Here is a 22,919-nt window from a genome sequence, read left to right as displayed (position 1 = left end):
GTTTTTACGTTGTTTTTAGCGAGAAAACCGGGACAGATCTATTTTTCTGGGCTTTTGATATAGAAAACGTTCTTATCCCGCACACTCATCTCGAAGAGTTCGCTGGCTCGGATAAGATCGCTCAACTTCTTGTACCCGTAGTTCACGGGGGAGAAAGAGCTGTTATTAGAAATATACTGGCCAACCTTGCCCAGATGGGCCCAGCCATCATCATCAGCAGTCTGTTCCACCGCAGTTCTTAGAGTCCGTACCAGGACCGTATCGCCCCTAAGTTTGTTCCGGCTCCACTTGGTTTCAGCGGGTGGTTTTGGCGTGCCCCCGTTGCTGACGCTATCGGGTTCCTCGGTGTCCTCGCGCAGGTTCTCTGTGTAGATGAATTGCGAGCAGGCGTTCACGAAGGGCATGGGGGTTTTGCGCTCTCCAAAGCCAAAGACTGGGAGGCCGGCTTCAAGGATTCGCATGACCAGGGGCGTAAAGTCGGAATCACTGGTCATGAGGGCGAACGCATCAACGTTGCCGCTGTAAAGCAGGTCCATGGCGTCAATAATCATTGAGGCATCGGTCGCGTTCTTGCCGGTTGTATAGGCAAACTGCTGAACAGGTCGGATGGCGTTGGCGTGCAGCTTTTCGATCCAGCCACCCAGTTGCGGACCGTTCCAGTTGCCGTGGGCATGGCGCACGTTCACAGCCCCGTATTTGGCGAGTTCCTGGAGTACCCCTTCGATGGATTGGTGACTGACGTTGTCACAGTCGATGAGTAGAGCGATTTTGTAGTTGCTGTTCATCGTGCTTGAGCTGTCCCTGTCTCAGATGGTGGTTCTGAATACTAGCAGTAAAGCCGGAATCGCGGAAAACCGGGGCAGAGCTATTTTGGATGGGGTTAAGGGCATAGAATTGGCGAATGGTATCGACCGGGTGTGGATGTGCACTCAGATAACAACCGCAAAGACAGGCCCTCACTATGAACGTGGATAAAGCAAAAAAGCGTATTGCAAAGCAGGTTAAGAAGGGCTTTCACGGCTATCCGTTGGTTTCGCTCGAGTACTTCGGCAAAACGCCCGATTCAGTCAGCGAGGTTGTGATTTCTTATACTGAGGAAGAAGGCGCGGAATCCCAGAAGCAGACGTTCGTCAGTGGCAGTGATGCTCGGGAAGATGAAACGATTCAATCCACTCTCTTGAAAATTATTGAGCGGGCGGATGCTAAAACGGTTACTGAGATCGACGGTATTTCTACTCTCCCTTCTTGAACGTCGCTACTACGTCAATCTTCACGCTATTTCCCGCCTGTATGTCGGAAAAGCCTAGAAGCAGGCTGGTTCGCCAGCGCCGGCGAAACCAGCCAATTCACACGTAAGGTCATTGAGCGCTGAAGGGAGCACAGGTCAATGGCCGGTAGACAGCTTTGGCAGCTTCACGTGGAAAAAGGATTTGATGTTTGCTTTCAGTGACGCCGCCATCTGCGCGATGTGCTCACTACGCTGTTGCTTTGCAAGCTGGGTGTAGTAATCAATGTCGATGGTGCCGTCTTCGTTCAGTTTCGGAGCTTGGTAACTCATGATGCTGTGTCCTCGTTTGATAAATGAGTCATTTCGATAGGGAGCATATTAATGAGTTTGAGGCTGTTGAAAAAGCGATCCTTTCTCATCAGAATGATGAATTAATCTCACCAGTCGAGCGAAGTTATGCGCCACCTGCCACCCCTGAATGCGCTTCGGGTATTTGAATCAGCCGCGAGACATCGCAGCTTTGCCGCAGCTGGCAAGGAACTTTTTGTGACATCGTCCGCGGTCAGTCATCAGGTGAAGACACTTGAAGAATATTTGGGGCTTTCACTATTTGATCGAAGCAGGCGAACGGTGACGTTGACCCCTGAAGGCGAGCAATACCTGACATCTGTCAGGCACGCGTTCGACGAGATTGAAATGGCCACCCAGCGCCTGACTGAGAACCAGGAATCCAACGTGGTCAAGATCAGCGTTGCCCCCAACTTCCTCACCCGCTGGCTGATGCCGCGCATGGCGCGATTTCAGGCCTTGTACCCGGATATTGAACTGGAAATTAACGCGTCCATGGGGCTGCTGGATTTCGACCGTACCAGTACCGACATGGCGGTCTATTTCGGGAGTGGTGAATGGGACGACATCGAAGTGCATTTTCTGCGCAGAGTAATGCTGGTGCCGGTGTGTAGCCCGCAGCTATTGGAAGGTGAGTTACCGCTCGAAAAACCTGAAGACCTGGCTAAACACACTCTGATCTATGTCAGCAAACGTAAGTGGGAGTGGGAGAACTGGCTGCAACAGTCGGGCGTTGATTTTATATCCGCCCGGGGCAGCCTACAGATGTCCAGTGGGCAACTGGCCACGGCGGCGGCCCAGGAGGGCCTGGGAGTTGCCCTGGCTGATAGCACCCTGACGTCCCGTGAGATTAAATCGGGTAAGTTGGTGGTGCCGTTCGACATCCAGCTCGATACGAATAGGGCCTTCTATCTGGTCTACCGCAAACAACGTCCGCTGACCGTCGGGATGAAAGCCTTCAAGGAGTGGCTGATGAGCGAGATGTAACGAAACCGGGACCGGGACAGATTTATTTTCTAAGAGCGTTCGACATAACCATGCATAGCAGCAGCCTGCGAGGCAGCGATTTCAAAATTACCCAGCATGGCGAGGCCATTCCGCACGCGGACTTGTTCTCGTCGTTTCAGGATACGGATCGCCTTGGCATCGTTGTCCCTCGACGGTTTGAGGGCATTGGGGCAATGACCCTCATCATGGCCTACGTTACCGCCTTCTATGACCGCTATCGCGAGCGCGGGCCAGAGTTTTATGCCTACCCGGATTTCTTTACGTTTCAGCGGGAGGCCCCGTGTGCCGACTATGGCATGTTCGACATCTGGCCAAACCACAAGAACGTCCACGTTCCACAAGGCGCGCAGCAGACCGCCGAGGCCATTACCGGGCGGGGCGTGAACGTTTTACTGGTTCCCGACAACGACGCGCGGGAGGTAGTGATCTCACCGGTTGAACGGGAAAGCGCCAGGCGCAATGTGCAGCACTGCTTTGCCTACTCCGGGTCCGGTACTGCGGCGTCGTCCGATCTTGTCATCGAGTGCCGGAGTGAACTGCTCCGGAGTTATGCATTGTCGGTTCTCGATTCCCTGCCTGCCGACGATTCAGTGCTGGAACAGCGCAGGCAATGGGAAGCACGACTGGCCGGAGAGACATTGCGCCAGACGTTTCGTGAATTGGACCTCGAGGATGCTTTGCGGAGGTTATAATTCGAACTATGGCCGACATTGCTGGATGCTGGCTTTCGTGGGTTGCTGGGCTACGCTCGCCCTGTTTTAGAGTATTTCCTCAATCGGATAGACGTACTGCAGGTACAGGTAGAAGAACAGCAGAGAGATCACCAGGATGATCACACCCAGTACTGGTGAACTGACCTTGATGCCGGAGGTCGACGCTTCCAGCGTGGAGACGCCCCGATTTCCTTCCTTGTCGGTCGCTTTCAGGTCCGCCCGAAACTGCAGCCACGAAAAATAGATGCCAGCTCCTACCAGGACAATGACGACGACAAAGATGATCCGCGACGACAACAATTGCCACTCGAATACGCGTTGTCGGTGGCCGTATCCTTCCGTACGGTAGTCGTAATAGGCCTTGAGGGCGGACTTCATAGCGGCTTGCCCTTCCGAGTCCATCAAATTTCCAGAGATGATCACCGGGGCCTGTAGCGGTTGGAGACCGCTCTGATCGTCCTCCGCTTCGAGGGCAGACTTCATGGCATCGATCCGTGAAGTATCCGCCAGTTCAGAGCTGTTTTCACGTTCCTCGCTCCAGGACATCGCCATCGGCCCCATCAACAAGGCACTTACGAATAATGCATGCCAAAATCGCATTATATGTTGTCCTCCAGGGCTGTCAGGAACTGGATGCTGCGCAGGCGCCAGTTGATACGCTCGTAATAGCCTTTGTCGGCCTCGGTTTGCTGGTAGGCCTCGAACTCAGCGTCGGTCAGGATGTTTCTGAGGATGGCCAGCAGGTCGTTTGCGAGGCCGCTGCCCCAGTCATCCAATGCTTCGGGCAGCTCCGGCAGATCGGCGCCCTGAACCTGGATAGCTATGGGAGACATTATGGTGCCATCCGGGCTAACGTACTCAACCAGGCCGTCCGGTCTCAGGCGCCGCTTTGACCCGTCCTGCCATGTCAAGACGATTGAGCCATCTTCAAGAATGGTTCGTGTAGCGTCGGATGTCCCGACTGGGGTCTCCGGGGTGACGGAAGGCGGGCCGAGATGGACCTCTTCACGCTCCAGGATGCGAAATTCCTGGTTTCGATGTTCGGGCAGGAGCACCTCGAATTTCGGCAGGGCTTGAATGAGCATGAGGGACAAGTTAACCGCCAGTGTCTGGCAATGAGTGTTGTTGTCTTCGATGGCCTCTTGGACTTTGTCTCCCGGGTCTATGCGGGCGCAGAGTTGGTACCGGCCCGGTGGAATGTCTTTTGGCAGTATTGCCGAGGTGTGATAACGCGCGCGTTGCCGTGGAGGCAAGGTATCGGTATTGCTGACGCGTCCACCCTTGAGCAGGACGCCATCGAAGTAGTGTTCGTCGTAGCGGGCATAGCCAGTGGGCATGATTTTACGGGTTATGAAAATGTCGATCATGTAGCCGTTGTTGGATGACCGGGTCCCCTGTGCCACATGATCCCCGCGGTTTATGGCAGTCAAGGTGAGAGAAGTGCCGATGTCTTCTCCGGCGTTTGCGGTATCTGGCGCTTCTAGCCCGATCATCAGATCGGGCTGAGCCCAAGTCAGTCCGGGAGAGAGGGATAAGCCGAAAATCACAAAGAAGTAAAAATAAAACGGCGTATTTATGTTCTGGGGGGCGTGCCTTTGCAAACTGCTTTTTTTGTTAGACCCGTTTTCAATCTGGTCTTTGAGTGACCTAATCCCGGATGAAATTTTTTCCTTGAGTCTATTCATTTCGCCACATCCTTTTAGCCTGTTGATAGCGGCACAGATCGATAACTCCGGAAATATCTCGACCTGACGTTGTATAAAAAATATACACCCATATTGTTTGATTGTCGTCGGACAGCAAAAACATCCCCCGCGCCATGGCTTGCTGGATGCTGGCTTTCGCGGCCTCGTGGGCTATGCTTGCGTTATCTGGAGGCGGCCTTGGGGCGGCTTGCAGGAGAAGCTAATCGAATAAGTGCAGAGTAGTGGCTGTAACAGGAGGTTCTGCCCAAGAAAATCGAAAAGGAATTTGTCATGAAAGATCGCTTCAACGGCACCCGTCTTGCTTTCATTATTGCAATAGTTCTCTCACTGTCGGCCTGTATTTCCCATCAGCGTTACCGTACCGAATCTGGTTTGTGTATTTCCGCCAATCCTCTTGACGAGTGCGCTCAGCATTCGCTTCAGGTATTTCAGTCGCCCAACGCCATTGATGAAAAGTACCATTTGGGCTTTGTCGAGTTCGACGACCAGGGGCAGCTCTGGGATCGCGAGCAATTGAGGGAGGTGATCGGCCAGGTTAATACCTTGGCCGCCAATCAGGATCTCTTGATGGTGGTGTTCGTGCATGGCTGGAAGCACAGTGCCCAGGCTGGAGACAGTAATATATCCAGCTTTCGAGAGTCTCTACGTCGATTGAGTGCGCTGGAGTCAGCTATGAGCGCGAAGACCGGTGTGCAGTCAAGGGAGGTGGTGGGCATCTATTTGGGCTGGCGCGGTGGTTCCGTGAGTTTGCCTGGATTAAAGGAGCTGACATTCTGGGAGCGCAAGAATACCGCCCATAAAGTAGGGCGCGGAGGCGCTACTGAATTACTCAGTCGCCTTGAGCTTGTGCAGAAAACAAAACGGGCCCAGTCGCTTGACGATGGCAAACCCCACCGTACCCGTTTTGTCGTGGTAGGGCACAGTTTTGGCGGAGCGCTGGTCTTTTCTGCGATGAGCGAGATTTTAGAGAACGGATTTGTACAGACTCATGGCCCGGACGCGGTGGTGAGCGATACTGTCGGCTTCGCGGATCTGGTTGTCCTGATTAACCCGGCTTTCGAGGCTGCGCGCTATGCAACGCTCAGTGACATGGCAAATGAGCGGCGGCGGTACTTTGAGAGCCAATTGCCAGTATTGGCGGTACTCACCTCTGAGGATGACGATGCCACTGGCATGGCATTCCCCCTCGGCCGCTGGTTTTCTACGCTGTTTGAAACCGAGCGGGACGCCCAGCGCCTCAATCCCGTTACGGGGGAGAGCGAAGTTATCGATCAGGGCTCTGCGAATGTGACGGCATTGGGCCACTTCGATCCCTATCTGACCCATTACCTTCGTGCGGAGGAGACCCTTGCGGACGACGAACAGGCCGGTTTCAGCGCATCCACGGCAGTTCAGACGTTCGTTGCAGCCAGCAAGGGCTGGGAAGCAGACAGGTCAGGTAGCCGCATCCCGTTTGAAGGCGCAGTGCTTGAGCGCACGGATTCCTCGGCCGGCCGAAATCCTTATTTGAATATACGGGTGGATGGCGAATTGATTCGGGATCACAACGATATTTATGATCCAAGAATTGCGAGCTTCATTCGGCAACTGATTCTGATTTCTTCCCAGAGCCAGGATGAGGAAGATCGGGCAGATGCGCGAATAAAGATGGCCAACCCGTAGATACGGAGACAGATCCATCTTACTCGAAAAACCACTGTGAGCGCTGCGATAGTGGGCTGTCCGGTCGTGACAGTCATCCGTTCTCTATTTCGAACAAGTGTACAGAAAGCGCAATAAACGCCTCTCGCTCGTTAACCGGTGAACGCCGGCCAAAAATTGCTGCACGCCCAGAAAGTTCTCCTCACCCTCACAGGCGATAAGTGCCTCTTTTCGTTTTTCGCGCGCATCGTGCCAACGTTTGGACAACAGAGCACAATTCGCGGTGGTATCGCGAGCTTCAAGCAGCTTGAGACCGGATTCCCGTATTAATTGCTCGTTGACGCCGGGAGGGCTGAAAAAATACAGACCGTCTGGGCATCGATTCTCAAGCTCTTCATAGGAAATCAGTCCCCCAATCACCAAAGCGTCGCTAAAGACGAATTTCCCACCAGGTTTGAGCAACCGTTGTGTGTTGGAGAGAACCTCTCGCCGACGAGGGACATGGCACAGGACATCCGTGGAATAGATGGCGTCGAACGAATTATCTTCATAGGGCAATTCTTCAGACGCATCGTGTTGTTCGAATTTCACGAGGTCGCTGACCTTCTCATCTTCGGCCAACGCATTCGCCGTTTTCACGCCCGATTCATTTATCTCGAACCCTACAACCCGACAGCCTATACGCTTTGCCAGGCCGACAGCGTACCCGCCAGATCCACAGCCGATGTCCAGGACCGATGAATCCGATGTCAGCTGAAGTAACTCGGGTATCTCGTGGGATTCTTCAGTCGAAACCCAGCTGGTTTGCCCATAGTCCTCGCCATAGGTCTCCAGCCGGACCTCGCTGTAGGTTTCCAGCGAGTAATTGCTGTACGAGCTACTGTAGAGATCGATCTTTTTGCTCATGGATTCTTCCCTTCCTGTGCTGCTGACTTTCGCTGCTAGGTAGTGGATACGGGAAACCGGTGGTCTTGTTTCACTGTAGCAACGCCTGAACTTCGTCACCAAGAGCCAGCTCACCCCCTTCAACCACTCGTGTAGTAATGCCGCCATGCCCGCGCATAGCGTTGTATCCACCCGGCCCGAGAGCAGTCTCCATCTTGCTGCAGGGGTGGCACAGGCCCGTGTATTCCAGCACCACACCACCAATCCGGAACCGTTTGCCTTTCAGGGCCAGCAGGTTCAGGCCAGAGACGACGATGTTGCGCCGGAAAACCTCGGGGTCAATGGCTTCCCGCTGCAGGCACGAGGCAATGGCATGCAGATGTTCTTTCTGGATCAGGGTCACCTGCCGTTTGCTGGTATCGCGGCCCTTGAATCGATCCCCATCCAGCCCTTTGCCCGGGGTGACCGTGACCCTCTCGAGCACCTGCATGGGCTCTCCGCGTGCAGGGCGGATTCCAATCCACTCAATGCGGCCGCATTGAGGCAGTGTGTCCAGCAGGGTTTGCATTGGGGTCGATTCGGGCATGGGCGTTATAAAACTCCTTGTGCGATTAGTTGGCGGCTCAGGACAGAACCTGGCCGCCGTCGACCACCAGTGTCTGGCCGGTAATCCAGCGGGCCAGATCGGAGGCCAGAAATAATGCCACGTCGGCGACTTCCTCCGGCGTGCCCAGGCGCCCAAAGGGAATCCCCTGGCGAATACGCTGGTAGAGCTCTGGATTGTTCTGCCGGGCCTGATCCCACACGCCGCCCGGAAACTCGATCGAGCCAGGGGCAATGCCATTAACACGCACTTTATGCGGGGCCATGGTCACCGCCAGGCTGCCGGTGTAGTGAGCAACCGCAGCCTTGATGGCTGCGTAGGGGGCGGTGCGTGTCGAGGCGTGCAGGGCGGCGATGGAGGCAATGTTGATGATCGTGCCCCCGGTTTCCTTGAGTGCCGGAAGGCAGATGTGGCCGGCGCGAACCGTGCCCATCAGATCCACTTCAACACTGCTCAACCAGCCTTCTTCGTTGTCCTCACGCCCGAATGCCGATGCGCAATTGACCAGCACGTCCAGGCCGCCCAGCTCGTCCATAGCGTTCTGCAGATAAGTTTCCAGCTCGGCCTTGTCGCCGATGTCGCAGGGGGCCACATGCAGCGCCAGCCCCTCGCTTGCCACTTCTTTTGCCAGAGCGTCCAGGGACGCCTGCCCCCGGGCGCATACAGAGACGCCGGCCCCGGCCCGAGCAAACCCCAGCGCGATGGCCCGACCAATACCCTTGCTGCCGCCAGCGACGATGACGCGCCGGCCGTGGAAATCAAACATCACTGAATGCTCCTGTTTTCCCATAAGCTTTGGTCTCGCCCTCGGGCACCGCGAACTGTTTGGCTAGGTTCTCTCTTTGAATTTCAGTTTGCAATTGCCGTTCATGCGCTGTGGAAACCGGGACAGATTTATTTTTTTATCGCCCTCACGCAACGGCGGAACAGCTCTGCCGAAAAGTATCGGTGTTCGCCGGGCTGCTCTGCCACGAAGAGCTGGCCACCGGAACTGTAGATTCCGCCCTCGATCATCAGGTTGTCGCTCATTTCAAAATCTTCAATGGTATGGCCCAGTTCGTCCAGGTCGGTGGCGCCTGCTCGTTCCCGGTAATATCGGCTTTCGAGGGTAAACCCGAAGGCGGGTTTACCCTGTCCGATCATATAACCCACCTCAAAGACGGTGCCCGGGTCCGCGCTGATGCCGCGGAAGGGGGTCAGGTTGGCGATGATGGCCTGGCAGCTGTCCATCAGTTCCCGGTTGGCCCGGTAGATCCGATGCCCGCGCCTGAATTTCGCCTCGCTGGCGGACAGCGCCAGTTCAGTATCCAGCGGGTCTACGCCCTCCAGTCCGTTTTCCTGTAGCAGGCGTTTTTTCTCGGCCACGATGGCCTGATGTTCAGCTGCGGGGAAGAAAACTTCCGGGCCGGCGAGGTAGATTCGTTTTGGCTTCGTCATGGGTGCCTCATAGAGCTGATGAAACAGCAGGATAGCATCCAGTATTTCGGAGGTAGCAGAAATGGTGCAGCGTGGTCATACTCGCCAGCCTGCTTTCACGTTCCTTTGTGACCGTTCGGATGAGTGAAAATCGGGACAGACGTATTTTGTGCACGCTGGTGTTTTGCTTTGGGCTGTGTTTTTCGAAAAATATGTATCAAACAAGAGCTATCAAACAATCATGACGAGAAAGACATTAGGTTTAACCGGAACACGAAAAAAAGACCCTAAACCAGTGGCTACGGAATCCGAAGCTAAGGTTGAGGTTGAAAGTGAGGCTGATCCACAAAAACGTTTTTTAAATGCTGTGGCTATCAATCCCGCGCCGGGGATTCGCCTGGAGTTGGGTTCCGAACAGCTCACGGTGCGCGCGATGGATTTGATCACGCCGATTGGCATGGGGCAGCGAGGTTTGATCGTTGCGCCGCCGGGGTCTGGAAAATCGACGGTTTTAAAACATATTTGCCAGGCGGTGGGAAAGGCGTATCCCGAGATTAAACTCTACGCGTTATTGATAGATGAGCGACCCGAGGAGGTCACTGATTTCAGGCGTAGCGTCCCGGCTGAGGTACACGCTTCTTCTTCGGATGAAAGCTATGCTCATCACGTTCGCGTTGCCAACGAACTTCTTGATATCGCTCGCCAACAAGCGGGCGAGGGTCACAACGTTATGATTGTGATTGATTCTCTCACGAGGCTTTCGCGTGTGCATAATGCGGAGCGAAAGAGCAGCGGTCGTACTATGTCTGGCGGGATGGATGCGCGAGCGATGGAGATCCCGCGGAGGTTGTTTGGCGCTGCACGAAACATTGAGAATGGCGGCTCGCTGACCATTCTGGCAACCGTTCTGGTGGATACGGGCAGCCGCATGGACCAGGTTATCTTTGAGGAATTCGAGGGTACGGGGAACATGGAGCTGGTGTTATCGAGAGACGTTGCGAATCAGCGAATTTTTCCCGCGCTGGATATTTCGAAAAGCAGTACACGCCGTGAAGAGCTGCTGTTGGATCCAAAAGATTTAGACAAAATAAGAGCATTGCGCCGGGCGCTTGGCGGTCTCAAACCGCTAGAGGGCACGAAAAAGTTGGTGGAGCTGCTTGAGAAGTACCCCACAAACGCCGAGCTTCTGAAAAACATCCCCCATTCTTTTGATTAGGCGTAAGCGTATCGTTCAAGACAGCGCGTTTTTGAGGAGTAGGTACGTTTCACATTCACGTCGAGCGGGTGCTTGAAAAGGATATTGATACGGTTTTTGAGGCCATTGAATCGGCTTTTCCTTTCGGGCTCTCTCGAGTCGAAGATGAACCCGGAGATGCCAACGATGCAGTCCCCGGCGCCAATGTCGCAGAGGTTTTCTGTGGTTTCTTCAGCCACAGTTTTAGAGAGGTGCTTTCCGACCCATTTTGGGTATAATTGTACCTTAATTGGGTATTTCGGGGTTTGTATGGGAAATCAACAGCTTTCGAAGCAAATGGGAATGGCGGAAGCGCTTTTCCCCGCGACCCGGCAAAAGGTTTTAAAGCTTTTTTTCTTGAGGCCCGATGCCGAATTTGCTCTACGTGAGGTAATTGATGCGGTTGGCGCAGGGTCTGGTGCAGTGCAACGAGAGGTAGCGCGGCTGGTCGATTGCGGACTCGTTTTTCAAGATCATCGAGGCCGGCAAAAGCGCTACAGAGTAAATCGAGAATCCCCGATTTACTTTGAGCTCGCCTCTCTGGTGACGAAATTGCTCGGCCCAGAATCTCAGATCGATGCTGCGTTGCAACCTCTGTACCCTGAGATTGATATCGCGTTGCTTTACGGCTCGGTGGCGAAGGGTGTTGATCACGCGGGAAGCGATGTTGATCTCTTGCTAGTATCCGACACTGTGAGTCTGGAAGATATTTTCGAGACCCTTGATCCGGCAGAACGTTCGCTCGCTCGGACAATTAATCCTACGGTGTATACTCGAAGCGACTTCAGAAGCCGTATTGTGAAACAGCAATCTTTCCTTACCAGGGTCCTGGATGGGCCTTACATCCTACTTAAAGGGAATTTGGATGAATTCGGAATCTCTCGACAATCTGGTCAAGATTAATAAGCTCCATCGGGAGCCTCCCGATGCAGAAGAAATCAAAGGATTGATACGCTCTGGGACCGTTCGTTTGAACGATGCACGTTTTGAATCGCTTAGCATCGAAAGCCGTTTTGATCTCTCGTATAACGCTGCACATGCGCTGTCACTCGCCGCTTTACGGCATTGCGGTTATCGGTCGGACAATCGCTATCTCGTCTTTCAATGTTTACAACACACCCTGGGGTTGTCGGCGGCGAAATGGCGGGTGCTTGATCAAGCCCATAAAAAGAGAAATCTGGCGGAATATGAAGGGGAGATCGACCTGAGCCCTGCCTTGGTTCAGAGTGTTCTCAAAATTGCAGAAGAGATCGAGGAGGCCGTTCTCAGGCTAACGGGCGATTGAAGAACGTATCGTCAAACTCTTGCATCGAATCCAGGGCTGCTCACCTCATTGAGCCAATAAAATCCAGTCGAAGCATTCGAAGCCCAAATTGGGTACAAAAATACCCGATTTGGGTATTTTGATAAGCGGTCAGCAAAGCGGGGCGGTCAGCGCATCGCGGAAAACACGCTGCACCTGTTCGAGCTGTGTTGTCACTGGCCCGGCGCACTGGTCGCCCAGCAGTTGGGCTTTGATTTGTCGAAGTCTTTGCAGCCGCTTATCTGGTAATCGCCACTGGTTTCACGATCCACTCAGGCAGTTCGCCTGATCAACTGAGCACAAACTCTCGTAGCTCTACAGGGAGAACGATAACGGGAGCAAGCAAATGAGCTTCAACTTAGCCGTCAACAAAAATCGCACCATTCTGACGTTGATGCTTTTACTCATCACACTGACTACTCAAGGGGCCGGCATGAACAGCCTGAGCGACTATCAGTGGAAAAACCGACTGATTCTGGTGCAAGCCACAGATGAGAATGCCGGCGAGATTGACACGCTCAGGAGTGCCCGGGCCGAAGTAGATGACCGTGATATCGTCTGGTTTGTAAACACCGGCGCAGACCTGGTTTCAAATCAGGATGGGGTTTCGAGCAGTCTAGAGAGCGAGATCAAGGCTCTGCTTGACCAGTTCCGTTCGGATGAGAGGGTTCTGTTGATCGGCAAGGACGGCGGTATGAAAAGCCGAGAGCCCAGTCTCGATCTCGACGCTATTTTCCGCCGTATCGACCACATGCCAATGCGCATGCGAGAGATGCGCTCTGATTGAAGCACCAGGCTCTATCTCCGTGTTCAAGGGCTATACTGGAAGGGCCTTACGTCGACTGAGATTGACATTCCACTCCATGCCACGTGACCCCATCGGGGTGAGGGTTTCTGGCAGGCTTTGAAGTTGGGTAGATTGAATGACCAAAGGAAGGGAAGCAAACTAGCCAGATGAAACCGCTTTTTCTGATCGTTGCTTACCTTGCCGCTGTCACCCTGCCGTTGCTCCTGTCCGCATGGGTGGGAGGTCCACCACGCCAGTTCCACCAGGAACTGGCCTCCGGCTTTGGCATTCTTGCCTTCTCTATGATCCTCGTGGAATTCATCCTGTCCGGACGATTCCGGGCCATTTCAAATGACGTCGGCATGGATGTGACCATGCGGTTTCATCAGGTCATGGCTCGCACGGCGCTGGCTTTTGCTCTGCTGCACCCGTTTCTTTACCAGGGAACGCCGACAGGAGGGCAGCGCCCATGGGACCCCACGCGCCAGTTGACGCTTACAACGGATTTTTCCGATCTGGCGACAGGAATTGTCGCCTGGCTGTTGCTTACCGGCCTTGTTGTCATGGCCATCGGGCGAACCCAGCTGGGCTACCGATACGAGACATGGCGCCTGTTACACGGGCTCGGCGCGCTGCTGATCGCGGTACTTCTGTTGCACCATACGGTGTATGCCGGGCGTTATGGATCGCAGCCGGTGATGACCTGGGTGTGGCTGGTCATGACGGGTGTGGCGGTTGGGTCACTGCTGATGGTTTACCTGGTGGTTCCCTGGCTGCAGAAGGCTCGCCCCTGGCGCGTGACGTCTGTCGTTCGGTTGACGCCGAAGCAATGGGAAGTGACGGTGACCCCCAACGGTCACCGTGGGCTGGATTATCAGGCCGGGCAATTCGCCTGGCTGAATGTGGGGCAAAGCCCTTTCTCGATGAAGGAACACCCTTTCTCCATTTCCATTGATGGCGAGCTGATGGATCGCGTTTTTTCAGAGCAGGAGTTCCGTGACTGGGTGTTCGTGATGTGCGGGCCGGCGGTCATGATGGATGTTGTTGAAGATCACCTGATCCAGCGGGGCACACCCGCTCACCGGATTCTCTCGGAGCGGTTCAGCTATGACTAATCCAGTCCAGCGGTTGACTCAGCGGCGGCGGCTTTCTCTGGTCATCTGGGGGCTCAATATTACCCTGGTCCTGATCCTGCTGGTTTTTGTGCTGCGCTGATGCCAAGGCAGGCCAGGGGAATGATCAGGTGAGCCCGATGCGCATCCAGCCCCTCGGTCAGCACTCCAGGTGTCGGCTTTCCCCCGTTTCCACATCGGTGTAAGTGACCTTAACGGTTTTGAAGTTCAGGTCTACAAACAGGTGGCAGTAATAGTCTCCATGTCGCCAGGCCATGGCCACGCTTGAGTTGTTGGAATAGTTCAGTTCGAAGTGCCCATCAAAGGCCGGGTAGTTGTTGCGGAACTTCATCAGGCTTAGCAGGCGTTGTACCACCGGTTTCTGGATGTCCTGCTCCACTTCTTCGAGGGTGTAGTAATGGCGGTTGATGTCCCGCAGTTCGCCGCTTTCTTCCATCAGTTCGTGATCGTTACAGCCGGCCAGTAGCCCCACGTAGTAAACCTGTGGGATGCCCGGGGTGAAAAACTGGATGGCCCGGGCGGCGATGTAGGCGTCGTCGTTTTGCATCAGCGCGTCATAAAAGGTGCAGGTGAGCTGATAGATGGCACCCACGCTGTGAATGTTGGCCGCTGAGCGCCGCATGATGGGGTCCGCGCTGCGGGCGTCGATGTTGTCGATCAGTACTTTGATTTTCTCATCCGGCAAAACGCCTTCCACATCGGGAATGCAGATGCCGTCATGGGTATCCAGCACGGTGACCATGTTGCGCGGGCACATGCGCAGCCAGTTCTTCAGATACACACTGTTGGCGTCCAGCAGTGAATAGAGCAGCAGCGGCGGCAGGGCAAAGCCGTAGGGGTGCATGTTGCGCCGGCTGATGGCGTACTGGTAGCTGGTGTGGTCGTGTACTTCCGGCAGGCATTCCGCCCCGTGTTTCAAGGCAACCTGGTTGACCCAGTCAAGGATCTGATACACCTCCGGTTCCACCAGAAAGCAGCTGGTGCCGATCCGTTTGGTGGTGTATCCGAAGGCGTCCAGCCGCAGCAGATTAACGCCTTTTGACGTCAGAAATCCGATGTAGCTTTCCATCAGCTGATAGGCCAGGTCGGATTCGTAATTCAGGTCGATCTGCTGCTCGGTGAAGGTACACCACACTCGGGTTTTGGTGCCGTCGGACAGGGTCACTTCCCGGAAGGGTTCTTTCTCCTTGCGGATGTGAATCTTCGCCATGTCGTCCGGTGAGATCTCGCCGAATTTGTCCACGTGCACAAACAGATCGGCGTATTCCGAGTCGAAGCCGTTGGCAATGAAGTCGGTGAACTCCGGCGATTCATCCGAGATATGATTAACCGTCAGATCCACGCACAGATCGTACTTTGCCGTAAAGGCTTCGATGTCGTCCCAGGTGCCCACCTTCGGGTCCACTTCCTTGTGGGTCAGCGGCGAGAAGCCGCCATCGGCGTTGGAGGGAAAAAACGGCAGGATGTGCAGCCCGCCGATGGCCTCGGACAGATGCGTGTCCACCACGGTGTAAAGGTCTTTCAGATTGTTGCCGATCCGGTCCGGGTAACAGATCAGCTGCACCGCATTTTTGAGCAACATGGTGTGGTTTCCTCCGTTCAGGCGGCGCAATGACCAATGGGCAGAATCTTTTCCAGTTTGGTGGTGCGGCGCTGTTCGGCGGTGTCGATGAATTCCCGCCCCCAGTAATCGATGTCGTAACGGCTGACCACTTCAAAGGCCTCGCTGAGCCGATTCTGTGCTTCGCTGCGGCTCATGGCCAGGGCGTAGTAGCAGGTGTCGGCAAGGTCCTGGGGGTGATGGGGATTGGCCAGGATGGCACCGCGCAGTTCGGCGGCGGCGCCGGCGAATTCCGAGAGCACCAGCCTGCCACTGCCCTGGGTCAGGCCCTGGGTGGCAATGTATTCCTTGGCCACCAGGTTCAGCCCGTCTCGCAGCGGTGTAATCCACATCACGTCCGCCATGGTGTAGTAAGACACCAGTTCCTCGAACGGCAGGGCGCGGAAGAAGAATTGCACGGGCGTCCAGCCCACCTGTGCGAACTGGCCGTTGATGCGACCGACCGTCTGCTCGATCTGCGAAAGCAGTTCCTCGTAGATGGTCATCCCGGCGGCCGCCGGCACGCAGACCATCATCAGGGTAACTTTGGTTTTCAGCTCCGGGTGCTCGTTGAGCATGCGTTCGTAGGCATCCAGTTTTTCGATGATGCCTTTGGTGAAGTCGAGGCGCTCGACCGACAGAATCAGCCGAACGTCCATCAGTTCGTTACGCAGGGTTTCCATGCGGTCAATCACGCTCTGGTCCGCCAGGGCATGTCGCACCCGGTTCAGGTCCAGCCCCACCGGGTGGGCGCCCAGGCCGATCTTGCGATCATTGACCTTGATTTCGGTGCTCATCTCATCAAGGCCCACGGCACAGCCGTAGGTCAGGAACCGGGGCGCACAGCCGGCTTTCTGAGTGACTTCCAGGGGCGTGACACCGCGAGCCACATCGACAAAGTTTTCCGCCTGCCTGGGAATGTGGAAGCCGATGTGATCGCACTGCAACAGGCTGCCAACGATTTCACGGCGCCAGGGCAGCACGTTGAACACGTCTGCTGAGGGGAAATAGGTGTGATGGAAAAAGGCAATGGTGAGGTCCGGGCGAATCTCGCGCAGATAGGCCGGCACCATCCATAGATTGTAATCGTGAATCCACACCACCGCGTTCTCGGCGGCTTCCTCGGCCGCGCGCTCCGCAAACTGCTTGTTGACCTTGAGGAACACCTGCCAGTGATCATCGTGGAAGGTGGCGCGCTCCCAGAAGGTGTGCAGGGTTGGCCAGAAGGCTTCCTTGGAGAACCGCTTGTAGAAAATCTCGACGTCGTCTTTGCTTAGGGGCACCCGCGCGGCCACCAGTTTTTCGTAGCGGTCGGTATCCACTTCGGTGTGGGTCTGGAACGGGCCCAGGTCCGGGTCGTCAATGGACCAGGCCACCCAGGAGCCGGCTTTGCCGTCGGCAAAGAAGCTCAGCAGCGTGGGGATGATGCCATTGGGGGATTTTGGGCGACGGCGGATCAGTTCGCCGTTTTCCACCACTTCTTCGTAGGGCAGGCGGTGGTACACGATTACCAGGTCGGATTTGCCCCGGTTCATGTAGTCCGGCGCTTCCGCTTCAATGCCCAGATGGCCGAGATACCCGAAGTGTTCGAACGCCTCAAGGATACCGCCGCAGCCGGTTGCCCCGGCGTGAAGAACCCTTGCCTTGTGCATGGTAGCGTCCAGCAGGTCGGGCTCAGATTCGCCCACGCACACGCCTTTGAAGCCGTGCTCGTACATCGACAGGTCATTCAGGGTGTCGCCGGCCACCAGCACGGATTCCGGGTCGACGTTCAGGTGTTTCACCAGTCGTGACAGGGTACGCCCCTTGTTCACGCCCCGGGGCAGGATGTCCAGGTACTTGTGGTTGGAGAAGAGCGCATTGCAGGACAGCGCCTCGATGCGGGCGACCATCTCGTCAGTGACCACATCGCCGTCGCAGAAATAGGACACGCGGCGTTCCTGGGGGACTTCCTGTCGCTGCAGGCCGTCAAAGGGGAGCAGGGCGTCTTCGATCATCTGTTCGCCCGGCCAGAGCTCGTCGATCTCGCCTTGCAGCGGTTGGATGGCCTGCTGGGTCTCGCCGTGAACCACGGTGCAGCCGACGTCACAGATGATGTAGTCCGGCTGCGGAATGGTGGGGTCGGACAGCAGCGGCAGCACGGATTCCAGGCCGCGACCGGTCACGAATACCAGGTCTATTTCGGGGTGGGCGGCAACCAGTCGGTAGAGCTTGAGGCGGTTATCGGGATCACCCGCGAGAAAAGTACCATCGAGATCGGTGGCCAGTAACATAGTCTGCTCCTATCGAAACTTTTGCTCAGATAAGGAATGCGTTGCAGCTTTCATACCGGAATCGGATTTAACAGCGTCACCTATGGCGCAGCGATTGCAGGCCAGTAAGCAGTGGCACGGCGATCAGGGCGATACAAAAACTGAACAACACACCCCAAGTGCTTGCTGTCTGAGGCAAACAAGCCCTTTCATTTCAGGGCAGGGAGGTGTGTATCTGGACTTTAATGCGCCCTATTGGTGCAATTCTCGCGAGTGTCGCGCTATTACAGCTCGGCAGTGGCTTGTTGAATACGCTGCTGGCGGTCACGGCCAATGAGCAGGGTTTTTCCACGGCGCGGATCGGCGTCATCATGTCTGGTTTTTTCGTGGGGTTCGCCTGCGGCATCTTTATCAGTGGCCGTTTGATCCGCCGCATGGGCCATATCCGTACCTTTGCCTTCTGCGCGGCGGTGTGCGCGTCCATCGCGCTGCTGCACTCCCTGTGGGTTGATCCCTGGGCATGGATGGCGCTTCGCTTTCTTTACGGATTGTCCCTGGTCACCCTGATGACGGTGACGGAGAGCTGGCTAAACGCCCGCGCTGAGAAGCACGAGCGCGGGCGGGTCTTCGCCATGTATATGGTGGTCAACCTTGGGGGAATTGCCCTTGCTCAGCAACTGCTCAGGCTGAGCCCGGGCGAGCTGTTGGTGCTGTTTTCGGTGTCGGCCATCCTCAGTTGCTGGGCGCTGCTGCCCATCACCATCAGTAGTCGCAGCCAACCCCACATTCCCGAGCGGGCTAAGAGCAGTCTGAAGAAAATCATCGGCTTTGCGCCGCTGGCCGTTGCTACCTCGGCGCTCTCTGGCCTGGCCATGGGCGCTTTCTGGGCGATGGCGCCTTTGTACGCGAGCAAGCTCGGATTCGGGTTGTCGGAGGTGGGGCTGTTGATGAGCCTCACCATTGTGGGCGCTGCCCTGGCGCCTCTGCTCGTGGGTTTGATTATGAATCTGGTGGGCCCGCAGGGCATGCCTGTTTACATGGCGGTTGTTCTGGGCTTGCTCGCCACCTATGCGATCTATCAGGTTCGCCATGTCTCCGTGCTCACCGCGGGCGAGCAGGCGCATTTTGAGCCGATGGCGCAGTCGTCCCATGAGATTGTTGAAATGATTGAGCGGTAGATAGTTATCGCACCGGCTCACCGCTGCAAGGACGCTAAGTGGCCTGCGTTCGAGCTTCTCGATAGCCGGGAAGTCATTGGCTCTGTAGCTGCCCTACATAGGCGCAAACGAAGGCCGCTTCCTGGAAGGCCTTCAACCCCGTATCTGCAAACGCAATGGGCAGCGGATTGGCGGCCAGGGTGGACTTGATGAGAGCGGAGGGCAGCAGGGTCACCGTCAGTTCGGTGTCGGTGATCAGTTGAATGGCCGCTTCCATTTTAAAGCTGACAGCACCACCGGCAAATTTGCCTTTGGGCATCCGCTCTTTGATTGCGACGTGAGTCACGCCGTACTCGGCCATTAAGGCGGCAAAGGCCGCCTGGAACTGCTTCAGGTCTTCACGGCTATGGTTTTTTGGCAGTGACAGTTTGCGCACCTTGCATTCCGGCAGGTTGAACTGCCCCCGGTCCATATTCAGGAAACACACCACTGCATCACTGCCGGTAAGCTCAACACCGCAAACAATCATAGCCATTTCCCCGTCTCCGCCTGTTATCAGCCGCAGCACTTCTTGAATTTGAGCCCGCTACCGCAGTTGCAGATATCATTACGTGAAGGCGATTTTACCGTGGTAACCGTCCCGCCTTTGGTCAGGATAGCGGTAAGTTCGGTAATGGACTCAACGGCGCCCTCGCGGGTATCCACCGAAATGTTCGCGTACAGCTTTGCCTTGGCCACTTGCGCTTCGACTTCCTGCTTGCGCGCGTCACTGGTCACCACCAGCGTAAGCGGGTATTTCTTGCTGCCACTCTTCTGGCTGGCGTTGGTCTGAAAGCCGCCGTAAGTGGTGTGGTGCTGGCGTGCGTCCTGCCGGCCTTTGAAGAAAAATTTGTCTGACATGCTGAGATCCTGATGGGGAGAATGCCCGGGCTATTGCCGGGAGGAGTCTTTTAGCATGCTTATGGAGACGGCGATATAGGGAGATACGAAATCCGTCCGCTCCCCCGTGACGGTTTTGTGACCTTTCCTTGATCGACTTTTTACCCAGCCGTGACGGCCGCGTAAGCGTTCCTGCTTAGTCTGCATTCTGATGCTGCTGGTCTTCAGGTATGGGGTCGGCAGTGTCGAATAGACACTATTTCCAATAAGGAGAATGCACAATGAAAAGCCTGACAGCGACGCTTTTGGCCCTCGGTACCACCCTGGCCCTGATGGCCCCGGCCCATGCGGACGACATGGACAAGGGCAACAAGGGAATGGACGACACCATGATGCAGGACGACATGAAAGAAGACGGCATGGCCAAAGACTCCATGAAGTCCGACACCATGGACACCATGCATGACGGGATGAAGACCGAAAGCATGATGGATGAGGACATGAAGAAAGAGGGTATGGAAAAAGACGCCATGAAAAAGGATGGAATGTCCGAAGAGGATAAAACATCCATGTAATGGCCGGAAATTTTCCAGAGTGGCGCTCTATTGAACGCCGTAAACCTCAATAATCGTCTTGGCCAGCTCCAGGTCGTTCTGGTTCGCCAGTGCGAGCTGGTTCAGTGCCCGGATGGTGGTGTCTTTCTGGGAGGCATCGACACCCAGCAGTTGCACGATGGTGTCCACCTTTTCACCGCCACCGCTTGCCAGCTGGTGGCGAAACTCTCCGCTGAACGCGATGATGATTTCCTTGATCTGTCGCGGCTTGGAGGTGGAGATCCCGGTCGGGGTGTCAGGCTTCAGGGTGACGAAGTACTGGTCCGGCGAGAACTCGTGAATGGCACCTGAAACACCATCGGTAGTGGAACCCAGAAGCCCGCCGATCACGATGTTCCCGAAGAACCAGGGGTTGGTTGTGGTAGAGAGCTGAGCGGTGTAGGTCTTGTAGCCTTCCTTCTCAAAGGTAATGGACTGGTTGGAGCCCCGATCCACTGGCACCGTCAGTGGCGTTTTACCGAGCACTCGGCCGGAAACCGTAACGGTGGCTTCTTCGGGCTCGCTGTTGAAGGTGAGCTTCTGGTCGGTTCCTGAGACGACCGACGCGCAACCGGTCGACAGAAACGCGATTGCAGCGAGTGTGAGGAGTAGGGAGTACTTCATGGTTCTTCCTTGTTGTAGAACGTGGTTCCAGAAACGTTATTGCGTGAGGGAGACGTCACCGGGCTGGATTTGCAGTTCGGCGAGTTTGTCGAGCAGACCCTGAATGTTGGCTTTGCCGGAGCCTTCGTTGGCCAGTCTCAGGCGCTTGATAGCGGCGAATGCATCGCCAATGGTGGCGGTGTAGGGGGCGACAACCGTTTCATTCAGAACCACGGCACCGTTGTTATCGCGGTCAGTGAGGATGTATCTCACGTGGGTGGTTACCTCGAAGTCCAGACCGAACATGGGTTGGTCAACCTCAAGCAGGAGAGCTTCGAGCTGATATCGACCAGATCCGGAGAGCAGTCCCTGTTTCTGCAGAGTCTGTTTCAGGGCGCCTGCGAAGGCATCGTTGTCGATCTCTGAGGTCCATGCGGGGTTCGTTTTCTCGCCGCCCGAGACGTTGGTGACATCCACATTGTCTTCCAGGGCCGTGTCGTAGGCCTTCACTGGCCCCTCATACACCATGTTGCCCATTTTGGCGCCAGAGGCGCAGCCAGTGAGGTAGATCAGTGCGGCCAGTACTGCCAGGATCCTTGCGTTTCGCACGATAGATTCCTTCTTACTTAGTTGATTGTTTTGGGAATTCCCTGCCTATAAGCCGTAACTCATAGCGGCGCGCCATAGTAGCCGAGCGGTTGTGAGCTTGCTATGAATTGAGTGGGTAACCGGGGTAAAATTTCGTGAAATCTATCGAGGGTGCTCTACCGGATTGCTGGTCAGGTTTGCGGCCTCTTTCTGCCAGGTGCCGGGGAAAAACCGATCTAAGGGAACCGCAAGTGAATCAAAAAGGCTCACTCACCTCATGGAACGACGCCAAGGGTTTCGGCTTCATCACACCGGAAAACGGCGGGGAGCGTCTGTTTGCCCATATCAGCGCCTATCAGGGGCGGGGCCGGCCTTCGGCCAGCCGCAAGGTGGTTTACGCGCCGACCAAAGACGAGAAAGGGCGGTTGAGGGCGGCCAGTTTCCAGTACGCCGGCGTGGCGCGGCACCGTGTAGCGGTCGCGCCCGGAGTCTGGGTTGCCCTGTTGATTGCAGCTGCAGTCGGAGGTGCGGTCTCAACATTGTATCTTCAGGGCTATGTTCCGGTTCTTTTGCCCGTGGCTTATGGGGTGATGAGCCTGGTTACCTTCCTGATGTACGCAATCGACAAAGGGGCCGCCGAAAGCGGTAACCGACGCGTGCCGGAGGGGCGGCTGCACCTTTTTGAACTGCTGTGTGGCTGGCCGGGTGCGCTGGTGGGCCAGCAATTTTTTCGGCATAAAACCCGCAAGGCTTCGTTTCAGGTGTCGTTCTGGTTTTATGTGATTCTGAATCTTGCGGTTCTCGGGTGGTTGTTGCTGTGGCCGGATGCGGAGTTTGCCCGGCAGGCGCTGGAGATTAAACCGGTCATGCTTATCAGGATTTAACGGTGCACAAAGTCTGCTCAGAAGAGGCCTTATCGGCATTGCTCCAGTCCAGCCCGGCGGTGCTGCTTTTGTATGGGGGCGCGAACTGCGGTGTCTGTCAGGCCATAAAGCCCCGGCTGGAGACGCTTGCCAGCGAGGAATTCCCGAAGCTGGTGACCGCTTACATCGATTGCCAGGAAGCCGCCGGCCCGTTATGTGCAGCTCGCGGTATCTTTTCTCTGCCGGTTGTTCAGCTGTGGTTTGATGGGCAACGATTCGCGGAATTCGCCAGGGTGTTTTCTATTGGCGATGTGCGTGCTGCGCTGGAACGGCCTTATGGGCTTATGACACAGAAGTGAATCGGGGGATACGATCTGC

28 protein-coding genes are annotated in these 22,919 nt (G+C 55.7%); 14 read left to right on the top strand and 14 right to left on the bottom strand.

Features of this window, described 5'->3' with window-relative positions:
• Positions 1-38: 38 nt before the first annotated feature.
• Entirely contained in the window at positions 39-785 is a 747-nt protein-coding gene (locus tag MDHKLMBL_RS09120; protein WP_104270660.1) for an NYN domain-containing protein, read from the bottom strand.
• 176 nt (positions 786-961) lie between these two features.
• Here MDHKLMBL_RS09120 and MDHKLMBL_RS09115 point away from each other — a divergent pair, with 176 nt between their 5' ends.
• The gene (locus MDHKLMBL_RS09115; RefSeq protein WP_104270659.1) at positions 962-1,249 is read left to right on the top strand and encodes a hypothetical protein; all 288 of its coding nucleotides are present in this window, start codon (positions 962-964) and stop codon (positions 1,247-1,249) included.
• Between the two features lie 135 nt (positions 1,250-1,384).
• On the opposite strand, the gene MDHKLMBL_RS20910 is transcribed toward MDHKLMBL_RS09115, so the two are convergent.
• On the bottom strand, positions 1,385-1,558 hold the full coding sequence (locus tag MDHKLMBL_RS20910; RefSeq protein ID WP_158254280.1) for an RSP_7527 family protein: 174 nt from the start codon (positions 1,556-1,558) through the stop codon (positions 1,385-1,387).
• A gap of 126 nt (positions 1,559-1,684) precedes the next feature.
• On the opposite strand from MDHKLMBL_RS20910, the gene gcvA reads away from it, so the two are divergent.
• On the top strand, positions 1,685-2,563 hold the full coding sequence (gene gcvA / locus MDHKLMBL_RS09110; RefSeq protein WP_104270658.1) for a transcriptional regulator GcvA: 879 nt from the start codon (positions 1,685-1,687) through the stop codon (positions 2,561-2,563).
• A 50-nt stretch (positions 2,564-2,613) separates the two neighbouring features.
• Complete coding sequence (locus MDHKLMBL_RS09105; protein WP_104270657.1) at positions 2,614-3,276, top strand: hypothetical protein; 663 nt, start codon at positions 2,614-2,616, stop codon at positions 3,274-3,276.
• Positions 3,277-3,342: 66 nt separating this feature from the next.
• Here the strand turns inward: MDHKLMBL_RS09105 and MDHKLMBL_RS09100 are convergent, their stop codons facing one another.
• Both MDHKLMBL_RS09100 and MDHKLMBL_RS09095 read right to left on the bottom strand, forming a co-directional pair.
• Positions 3,343-3,897 (bottom strand): hypothetical protein, encoded by a 555-nt coding sequence (locus MDHKLMBL_RS09100; protein WP_092034361.1) that lies wholly within the window; start codon positions 3,895-3,897, stop codon positions 3,343-3,345.
• Positions 3,897-4,700, bottom strand: a complete 804-nt coding sequence (locus MDHKLMBL_RS09095) for a protein nirG (protein ID WP_146083411.1) — start codon at positions 4,698-4,700, stop codon at positions 3,897-3,899. Before MDHKLMBL_RS09095 ends, MDHKLMBL_RS09100 begins: the two co-directional genes overlap by 1 nt.
• 573 nt (positions 4,701-5,273) lie before the next feature.
• Here MDHKLMBL_RS09095 and MDHKLMBL_RS09090 point away from each other — a divergent pair.
• The gene (locus tag MDHKLMBL_RS09090) at positions 5,274-6,665 is read left to right on the top strand and encodes an esterase (RefSeq protein ID WP_104270655.1); all 1,392 of its coding nucleotides are present in this window, start codon (positions 5,274-5,276) and stop codon (positions 6,663-6,665) included.
• 84 nt (positions 6,666-6,749) lie between these two features.
• On the opposite strand, the gene MDHKLMBL_RS09085 is transcribed toward MDHKLMBL_RS09090, so the two are convergent.
• The 4 genes from MDHKLMBL_RS09085 to MDHKLMBL_RS09070 all read right to left on the bottom strand — a co-directional run bounded on the left by MDHKLMBL_RS09085 (position 6,750) and on the right by MDHKLMBL_RS09070 (position 9,570).
• Positions 6,750-7,550, bottom strand: coding sequence for a class I SAM-dependent methyltransferase (locus MDHKLMBL_RS09085; RefSeq protein ID WP_104270654.1), 801 nt, complete (start codon positions 7,548-7,550; stop codon positions 6,750-6,752).
• A 70-nt stretch (positions 7,551-7,620) separates the two neighbouring features.
• Entirely contained in the window at positions 7,621-8,115 is a 495-nt protein-coding gene (locus MDHKLMBL_RS09080; RefSeq protein WP_167450399.1) for an MOSC domain-containing protein, read from the bottom strand.
• Positions 8,116-8,152: 37 nt separating this feature from the next.
• Positions 8,153-8,899 carry an SDR family NAD(P)-dependent oxidoreductase gene (locus tag MDHKLMBL_RS09075; RefSeq protein ID WP_241956208.1) on the bottom strand — a complete coding sequence of 249 codons (747 nt, stop codon included), beginning with the start codon at positions 8,897-8,899 and terminating at the stop codon, positions 8,153-8,155.
• Between the two features lie 128 nt (positions 8,900-9,027).
• Complete coding sequence (locus tag MDHKLMBL_RS09070) at positions 9,028-9,570, bottom strand: nucleoside 2-deoxyribosyltransferase (protein ID WP_104270652.1); 543 nt, start codon at positions 9,568-9,570, stop codon at positions 9,028-9,030.
• 148 nt (positions 9,571-9,718) lie between these two features.
• Between MDHKLMBL_RS09070 and rho the strand changes: the two genes are divergently transcribed.
• The 6 genes from rho to MDHKLMBL_RS09035 all read left to right on the top strand — a co-directional run bounded on the left by rho (position 9,719) and on the right by MDHKLMBL_RS09035 (position 13,988).
• Positions 9,719-10,765, top strand: a complete 1,047-nt coding sequence (rho, locus tag MDHKLMBL_RS09065) for a transcription termination factor Rho (RefSeq protein ID WP_241956207.1) — start codon at positions 9,719-9,721, stop codon at positions 10,763-10,765.
• Between the two features lie 288 nt (positions 10,766-11,053).
• Complete coding sequence (locus tag MDHKLMBL_RS09055; protein WP_039881949.1) at positions 11,054-11,686, top strand: nucleotidyltransferase domain-containing protein; 633 nt, start codon at positions 11,054-11,056, stop codon at positions 11,684-11,686.
• Positions 11,649-12,068, top strand: coding sequence for a hypothetical protein (locus MDHKLMBL_RS09050; protein ID WP_008172514.1), 420 nt, complete (start codon positions 11,649-11,651; stop codon positions 12,066-12,068). The genes MDHKLMBL_RS09055 and MDHKLMBL_RS09050 overlap by 38 nt, the downstream gene beginning before the upstream one ends.
• Positions 12,069-12,155: 87 nt before the next feature.
• Positions 12,156-12,335: a DUF1294 domain-containing protein gene (locus tag MDHKLMBL_RS09045; protein WP_081467527.1), complete on the top strand. Its 180-nt coding sequence runs from the start codon at positions 12,156-12,158 to the stop codon at positions 12,333-12,335.
• 97 nt (positions 12,336-12,432) lie between these two features.
• A complete protein-coding gene (locus MDHKLMBL_RS09040) occupies positions 12,433-12,873 on the top strand; it encodes a DUF4174 domain-containing protein (RefSeq protein WP_104270649.1) in 441 nt (146 codons plus the stop codon).
• A gap of 167 nt (positions 12,874-13,040) precedes the next feature.
• Positions 13,041-13,988, top strand: a complete 948-nt coding sequence (locus MDHKLMBL_RS09035) for a ferric reductase-like transmembrane domain-containing protein (RefSeq protein WP_104270648.1) — start codon at positions 13,041-13,043, stop codon at positions 13,986-13,988.
• 157 nt (positions 13,989-14,145) lie between these two features.
• Here the strand turns inward: MDHKLMBL_RS09035 and gtfA are convergent, their stop codons facing one another.
• Positions 14,146-15,588 carry a sucrose phosphorylase gene (gtfA, locus tag MDHKLMBL_RS09030; protein ID WP_104270647.1) on the bottom strand — a complete coding sequence of 481 codons (1,443 nt, stop codon included), beginning with the start codon at positions 15,586-15,588 and terminating at the stop codon, positions 14,146-14,148.
• Positions 15,589-15,605: 17 nt separating this feature from the next.
• Complete coding sequence (gene ggpS, locus MDHKLMBL_RS09025) at positions 15,606-17,879, bottom strand: glucosylglycerol-phosphate synthase (protein WP_104270646.1); 2,274 nt, start codon at positions 17,877-17,879, stop codon at positions 15,606-15,608.
• Positions 17,880-18,103: 224 nt separating this feature from the next.
• On the opposite strand from ggpS, the gene MDHKLMBL_RS09020 reads away from it, so the two are divergent.
• Positions 18,104-19,036, top strand: coding sequence for an MFS transporter (locus MDHKLMBL_RS09020; protein WP_053112881.1), 933 nt, complete (start codon positions 18,104-18,106; stop codon positions 19,034-19,036).
• Between the two features lie 73 nt (positions 19,037-19,109).
• On the opposite strand, the gene MDHKLMBL_RS09015 is transcribed toward MDHKLMBL_RS09020, so the two are convergent.
• Positions 19,110-19,544, bottom strand: a complete 435-nt coding sequence (locus MDHKLMBL_RS09015) for a DUF3010 family protein (RefSeq protein WP_104270751.1) — start codon at positions 19,542-19,544, stop codon at positions 19,110-19,112.
• 26 nt (positions 19,545-19,570) lie between these two features.
• Positions 19,571-19,915 carry a PBPRA1643 family SWIM/SEC-C metal-binding motif protein gene (locus MDHKLMBL_RS09010; RefSeq protein ID WP_104270645.1) on the bottom strand — a complete coding sequence of 115 codons (345 nt, stop codon included), beginning with the start codon at positions 19,913-19,915 and terminating at the stop codon, positions 19,571-19,573.
• Between the two features lie 260 nt (positions 19,916-20,175).
• Between MDHKLMBL_RS09010 and MDHKLMBL_RS09005 the strand changes: the two genes are divergently transcribed.
• The gene (locus tag MDHKLMBL_RS09005) at positions 20,176-20,469 is read left to right on the top strand and encodes a hypothetical protein (protein WP_104270644.1); all 294 of its coding nucleotides are present in this window, start codon (positions 20,176-20,178) and stop codon (positions 20,467-20,469) included.
• A 27-nt stretch (positions 20,470-20,496) separates the two neighbouring features.
• On the opposite strand, the gene MDHKLMBL_RS09000 is transcribed toward MDHKLMBL_RS09005, so the two are convergent.
• Complete coding sequence (locus MDHKLMBL_RS09000; protein ID WP_014578102.1) at positions 20,497-21,111, bottom strand: PEGA domain-containing protein; 615 nt, start codon at positions 21,109-21,111, stop codon at positions 20,497-20,499.
• A gap of 36 nt (positions 21,112-21,147) precedes the next feature.
• Complete coding sequence (locus MDHKLMBL_RS08995; protein WP_104270643.1) at positions 21,148-21,699, bottom strand: hypothetical protein; 552 nt, start codon at positions 21,697-21,699, stop codon at positions 21,148-21,150.
• Positions 21,700-21,929: 230 nt separating this feature from the next.
• Between MDHKLMBL_RS08995 and MDHKLMBL_RS08990 the strand changes: the two genes are divergently transcribed.
• Entirely contained in the window at positions 21,930-22,562 is a 633-nt protein-coding gene (locus MDHKLMBL_RS08990) for a DUF1294 domain-containing protein (protein WP_104270642.1), read from the top strand.
• Positions 22,563-22,564: 2 nt separating this feature from the next.
• The gene (locus MDHKLMBL_RS08985; RefSeq protein ID WP_104270641.1) at positions 22,565-22,900 is read left to right on the top strand and encodes a thioredoxin family protein; all 336 of its coding nucleotides are present in this window, start codon (positions 22,565-22,567) and stop codon (positions 22,898-22,900) included.
• The last annotated feature ends 19 nt before the right edge of the window (positions 22,901-22,919 follow it).

The organism is Marinobacter flavimaris, assembly GCF_002933295.1.
GTDB lineage: Bacteria > Pseudomonadota > Gammaproteobacteria > Pseudomonadales > Oleiphilaceae > Marinobacter > Marinobacter flavimaris.
Note: the sequence above shows the minus strand (reverse complement) of the source record. Positions and strands in the feature narration are given on the sequence as shown.

Coding starts and splice junctions, on each gene's coding strand:
- MDHKLMBL_RS09115 (WP_104270659.1), top strand. CDS start 962: ATGAACGTGGATAAAGCAAAAAAGCGTATTGCAAAGCAGGTTAAGAAG.
- MDHKLMBL_RS09085 (WP_104270654.1), bottom strand. CDS start 7,550: ATGAGCAAAAAGATCGATCTCTACAGTAGCTCGTACAGCAATTACTCG.
- gtfA (WP_104270647.1), bottom strand. CDS start 15,588: ATGTTGCTCAAAAATGCGGTGCAGCTGATCTGTTACCCGGACCGGATC.
- MDHKLMBL_RS09020 (WP_053112881.1), top strand. CDS start 18,104: ATGCGCCCTATTGGTGCAATTCTCGCGAGTGTCGCGCTATTACAGCTC.
- MDHKLMBL_RS09120 (WP_104270660.1), bottom strand. CDS start 785: ATGAACAGCAACTACAAAATCGCTCTACTCATCGACTGTGACAACGTC.
- MDHKLMBL_RS09015 (WP_104270751.1), bottom strand. CDS start 19,544: ATGATTGTTTGCGGTGTTGAGCTTACCGGCAGTGATGCAGTGGTGTGT.
- MDHKLMBL_RS09040 (WP_104270649.1), top strand. CDS start 12,433: ATGAGCTTCAACTTAGCCGTCAACAAAAATCGCACCATTCTGACGTTG.
- gcvA (WP_104270658.1), top strand. CDS start 1,685: ATGCGCCACCTGCCACCCCTGAATGCGCTTCGGGTATTTGAATCAGCC.
- MDHKLMBL_RS09035 (WP_104270648.1), top strand. CDS start 13,041: ATGAAACCGCTTTTTCTGATCGTTGCTTACCTTGCCGCTGTCACCCTG.
- MDHKLMBL_RS09105 (WP_104270657.1), top strand. CDS start 2,614: ATGCATAGCAGCAGCCTGCGAGGCAGCGATTTCAAAATTACCCAGCAT.
- MDHKLMBL_RS09070 (WP_104270652.1), bottom strand. CDS start 9,570: ATGACGAAGCCAAAACGAATCTACCTCGCCGGCCCGGAAGTTTTCTTC.
- MDHKLMBL_RS09090 (WP_104270655.1), top strand. CDS start 5,274: ATGAAAGATCGCTTCAACGGCACCCGTCTTGCTTTCATTATTGCAATA.
- MDHKLMBL_RS20910 (WP_158254280.1), bottom strand. CDS start 1,558: ATGAGTTACCAAGCTCCGAAACTGAACGAAGACGGCACCATCGACATT.
- MDHKLMBL_RS09050 (WP_008172514.1), top strand. CDS start 11,649: ATGAATTCGGAATCTCTCGACAATCTGGTCAAGATTAATAAGCTCCAT.
- MDHKLMBL_RS09010 (WP_104270645.1), bottom strand. CDS start 19,915: ATGTCAGACAAATTTTTCTTCAAAGGCCGGCAGGACGCACGCCAGCAC.
- ggpS (WP_104270646.1), bottom strand. CDS start 17,879: ATGTTACTGGCCACCGATCTCGATGGTACTTTTCTCGCGGGTGATCCC.
- MDHKLMBL_RS09080 (WP_167450399.1), bottom strand. CDS start 8,115: ATGCCCGAATCGACCCCAATGCAAACCCTGCTGGACACACTGCCTCAA.
- MDHKLMBL_RS09100 (WP_092034361.1), bottom strand. CDS start 3,897: ATGCGATTTTGGCATGCATTATTCGTAAGTGCCTTGTTGATGGGGCCG.
- MDHKLMBL_RS09055 (WP_039881949.1), top strand. CDS start 11,054: ATGGGAAATCAACAGCTTTCGAAGCAAATGGGAATGGCGGAAGCGCTT.
- MDHKLMBL_RS09075 (WP_241956208.1), bottom strand. CDS start 8,899: ATGTTTGATTTCCACGGCCGGCGCGTCATCGTCGCTGGCGGCAGCAAG.
- MDHKLMBL_RS09005 (WP_104270644.1), top strand. CDS start 20,176: ATGAAAAGCCTGACAGCGACGCTTTTGGCCCTCGGTACCACCCTGGCC.
- MDHKLMBL_RS09000 (WP_014578102.1), bottom strand. CDS start 21,111: ATGAAGTACTCCCTACTCCTCACACTCGCTGCAATCGCGTTTCTGTCG.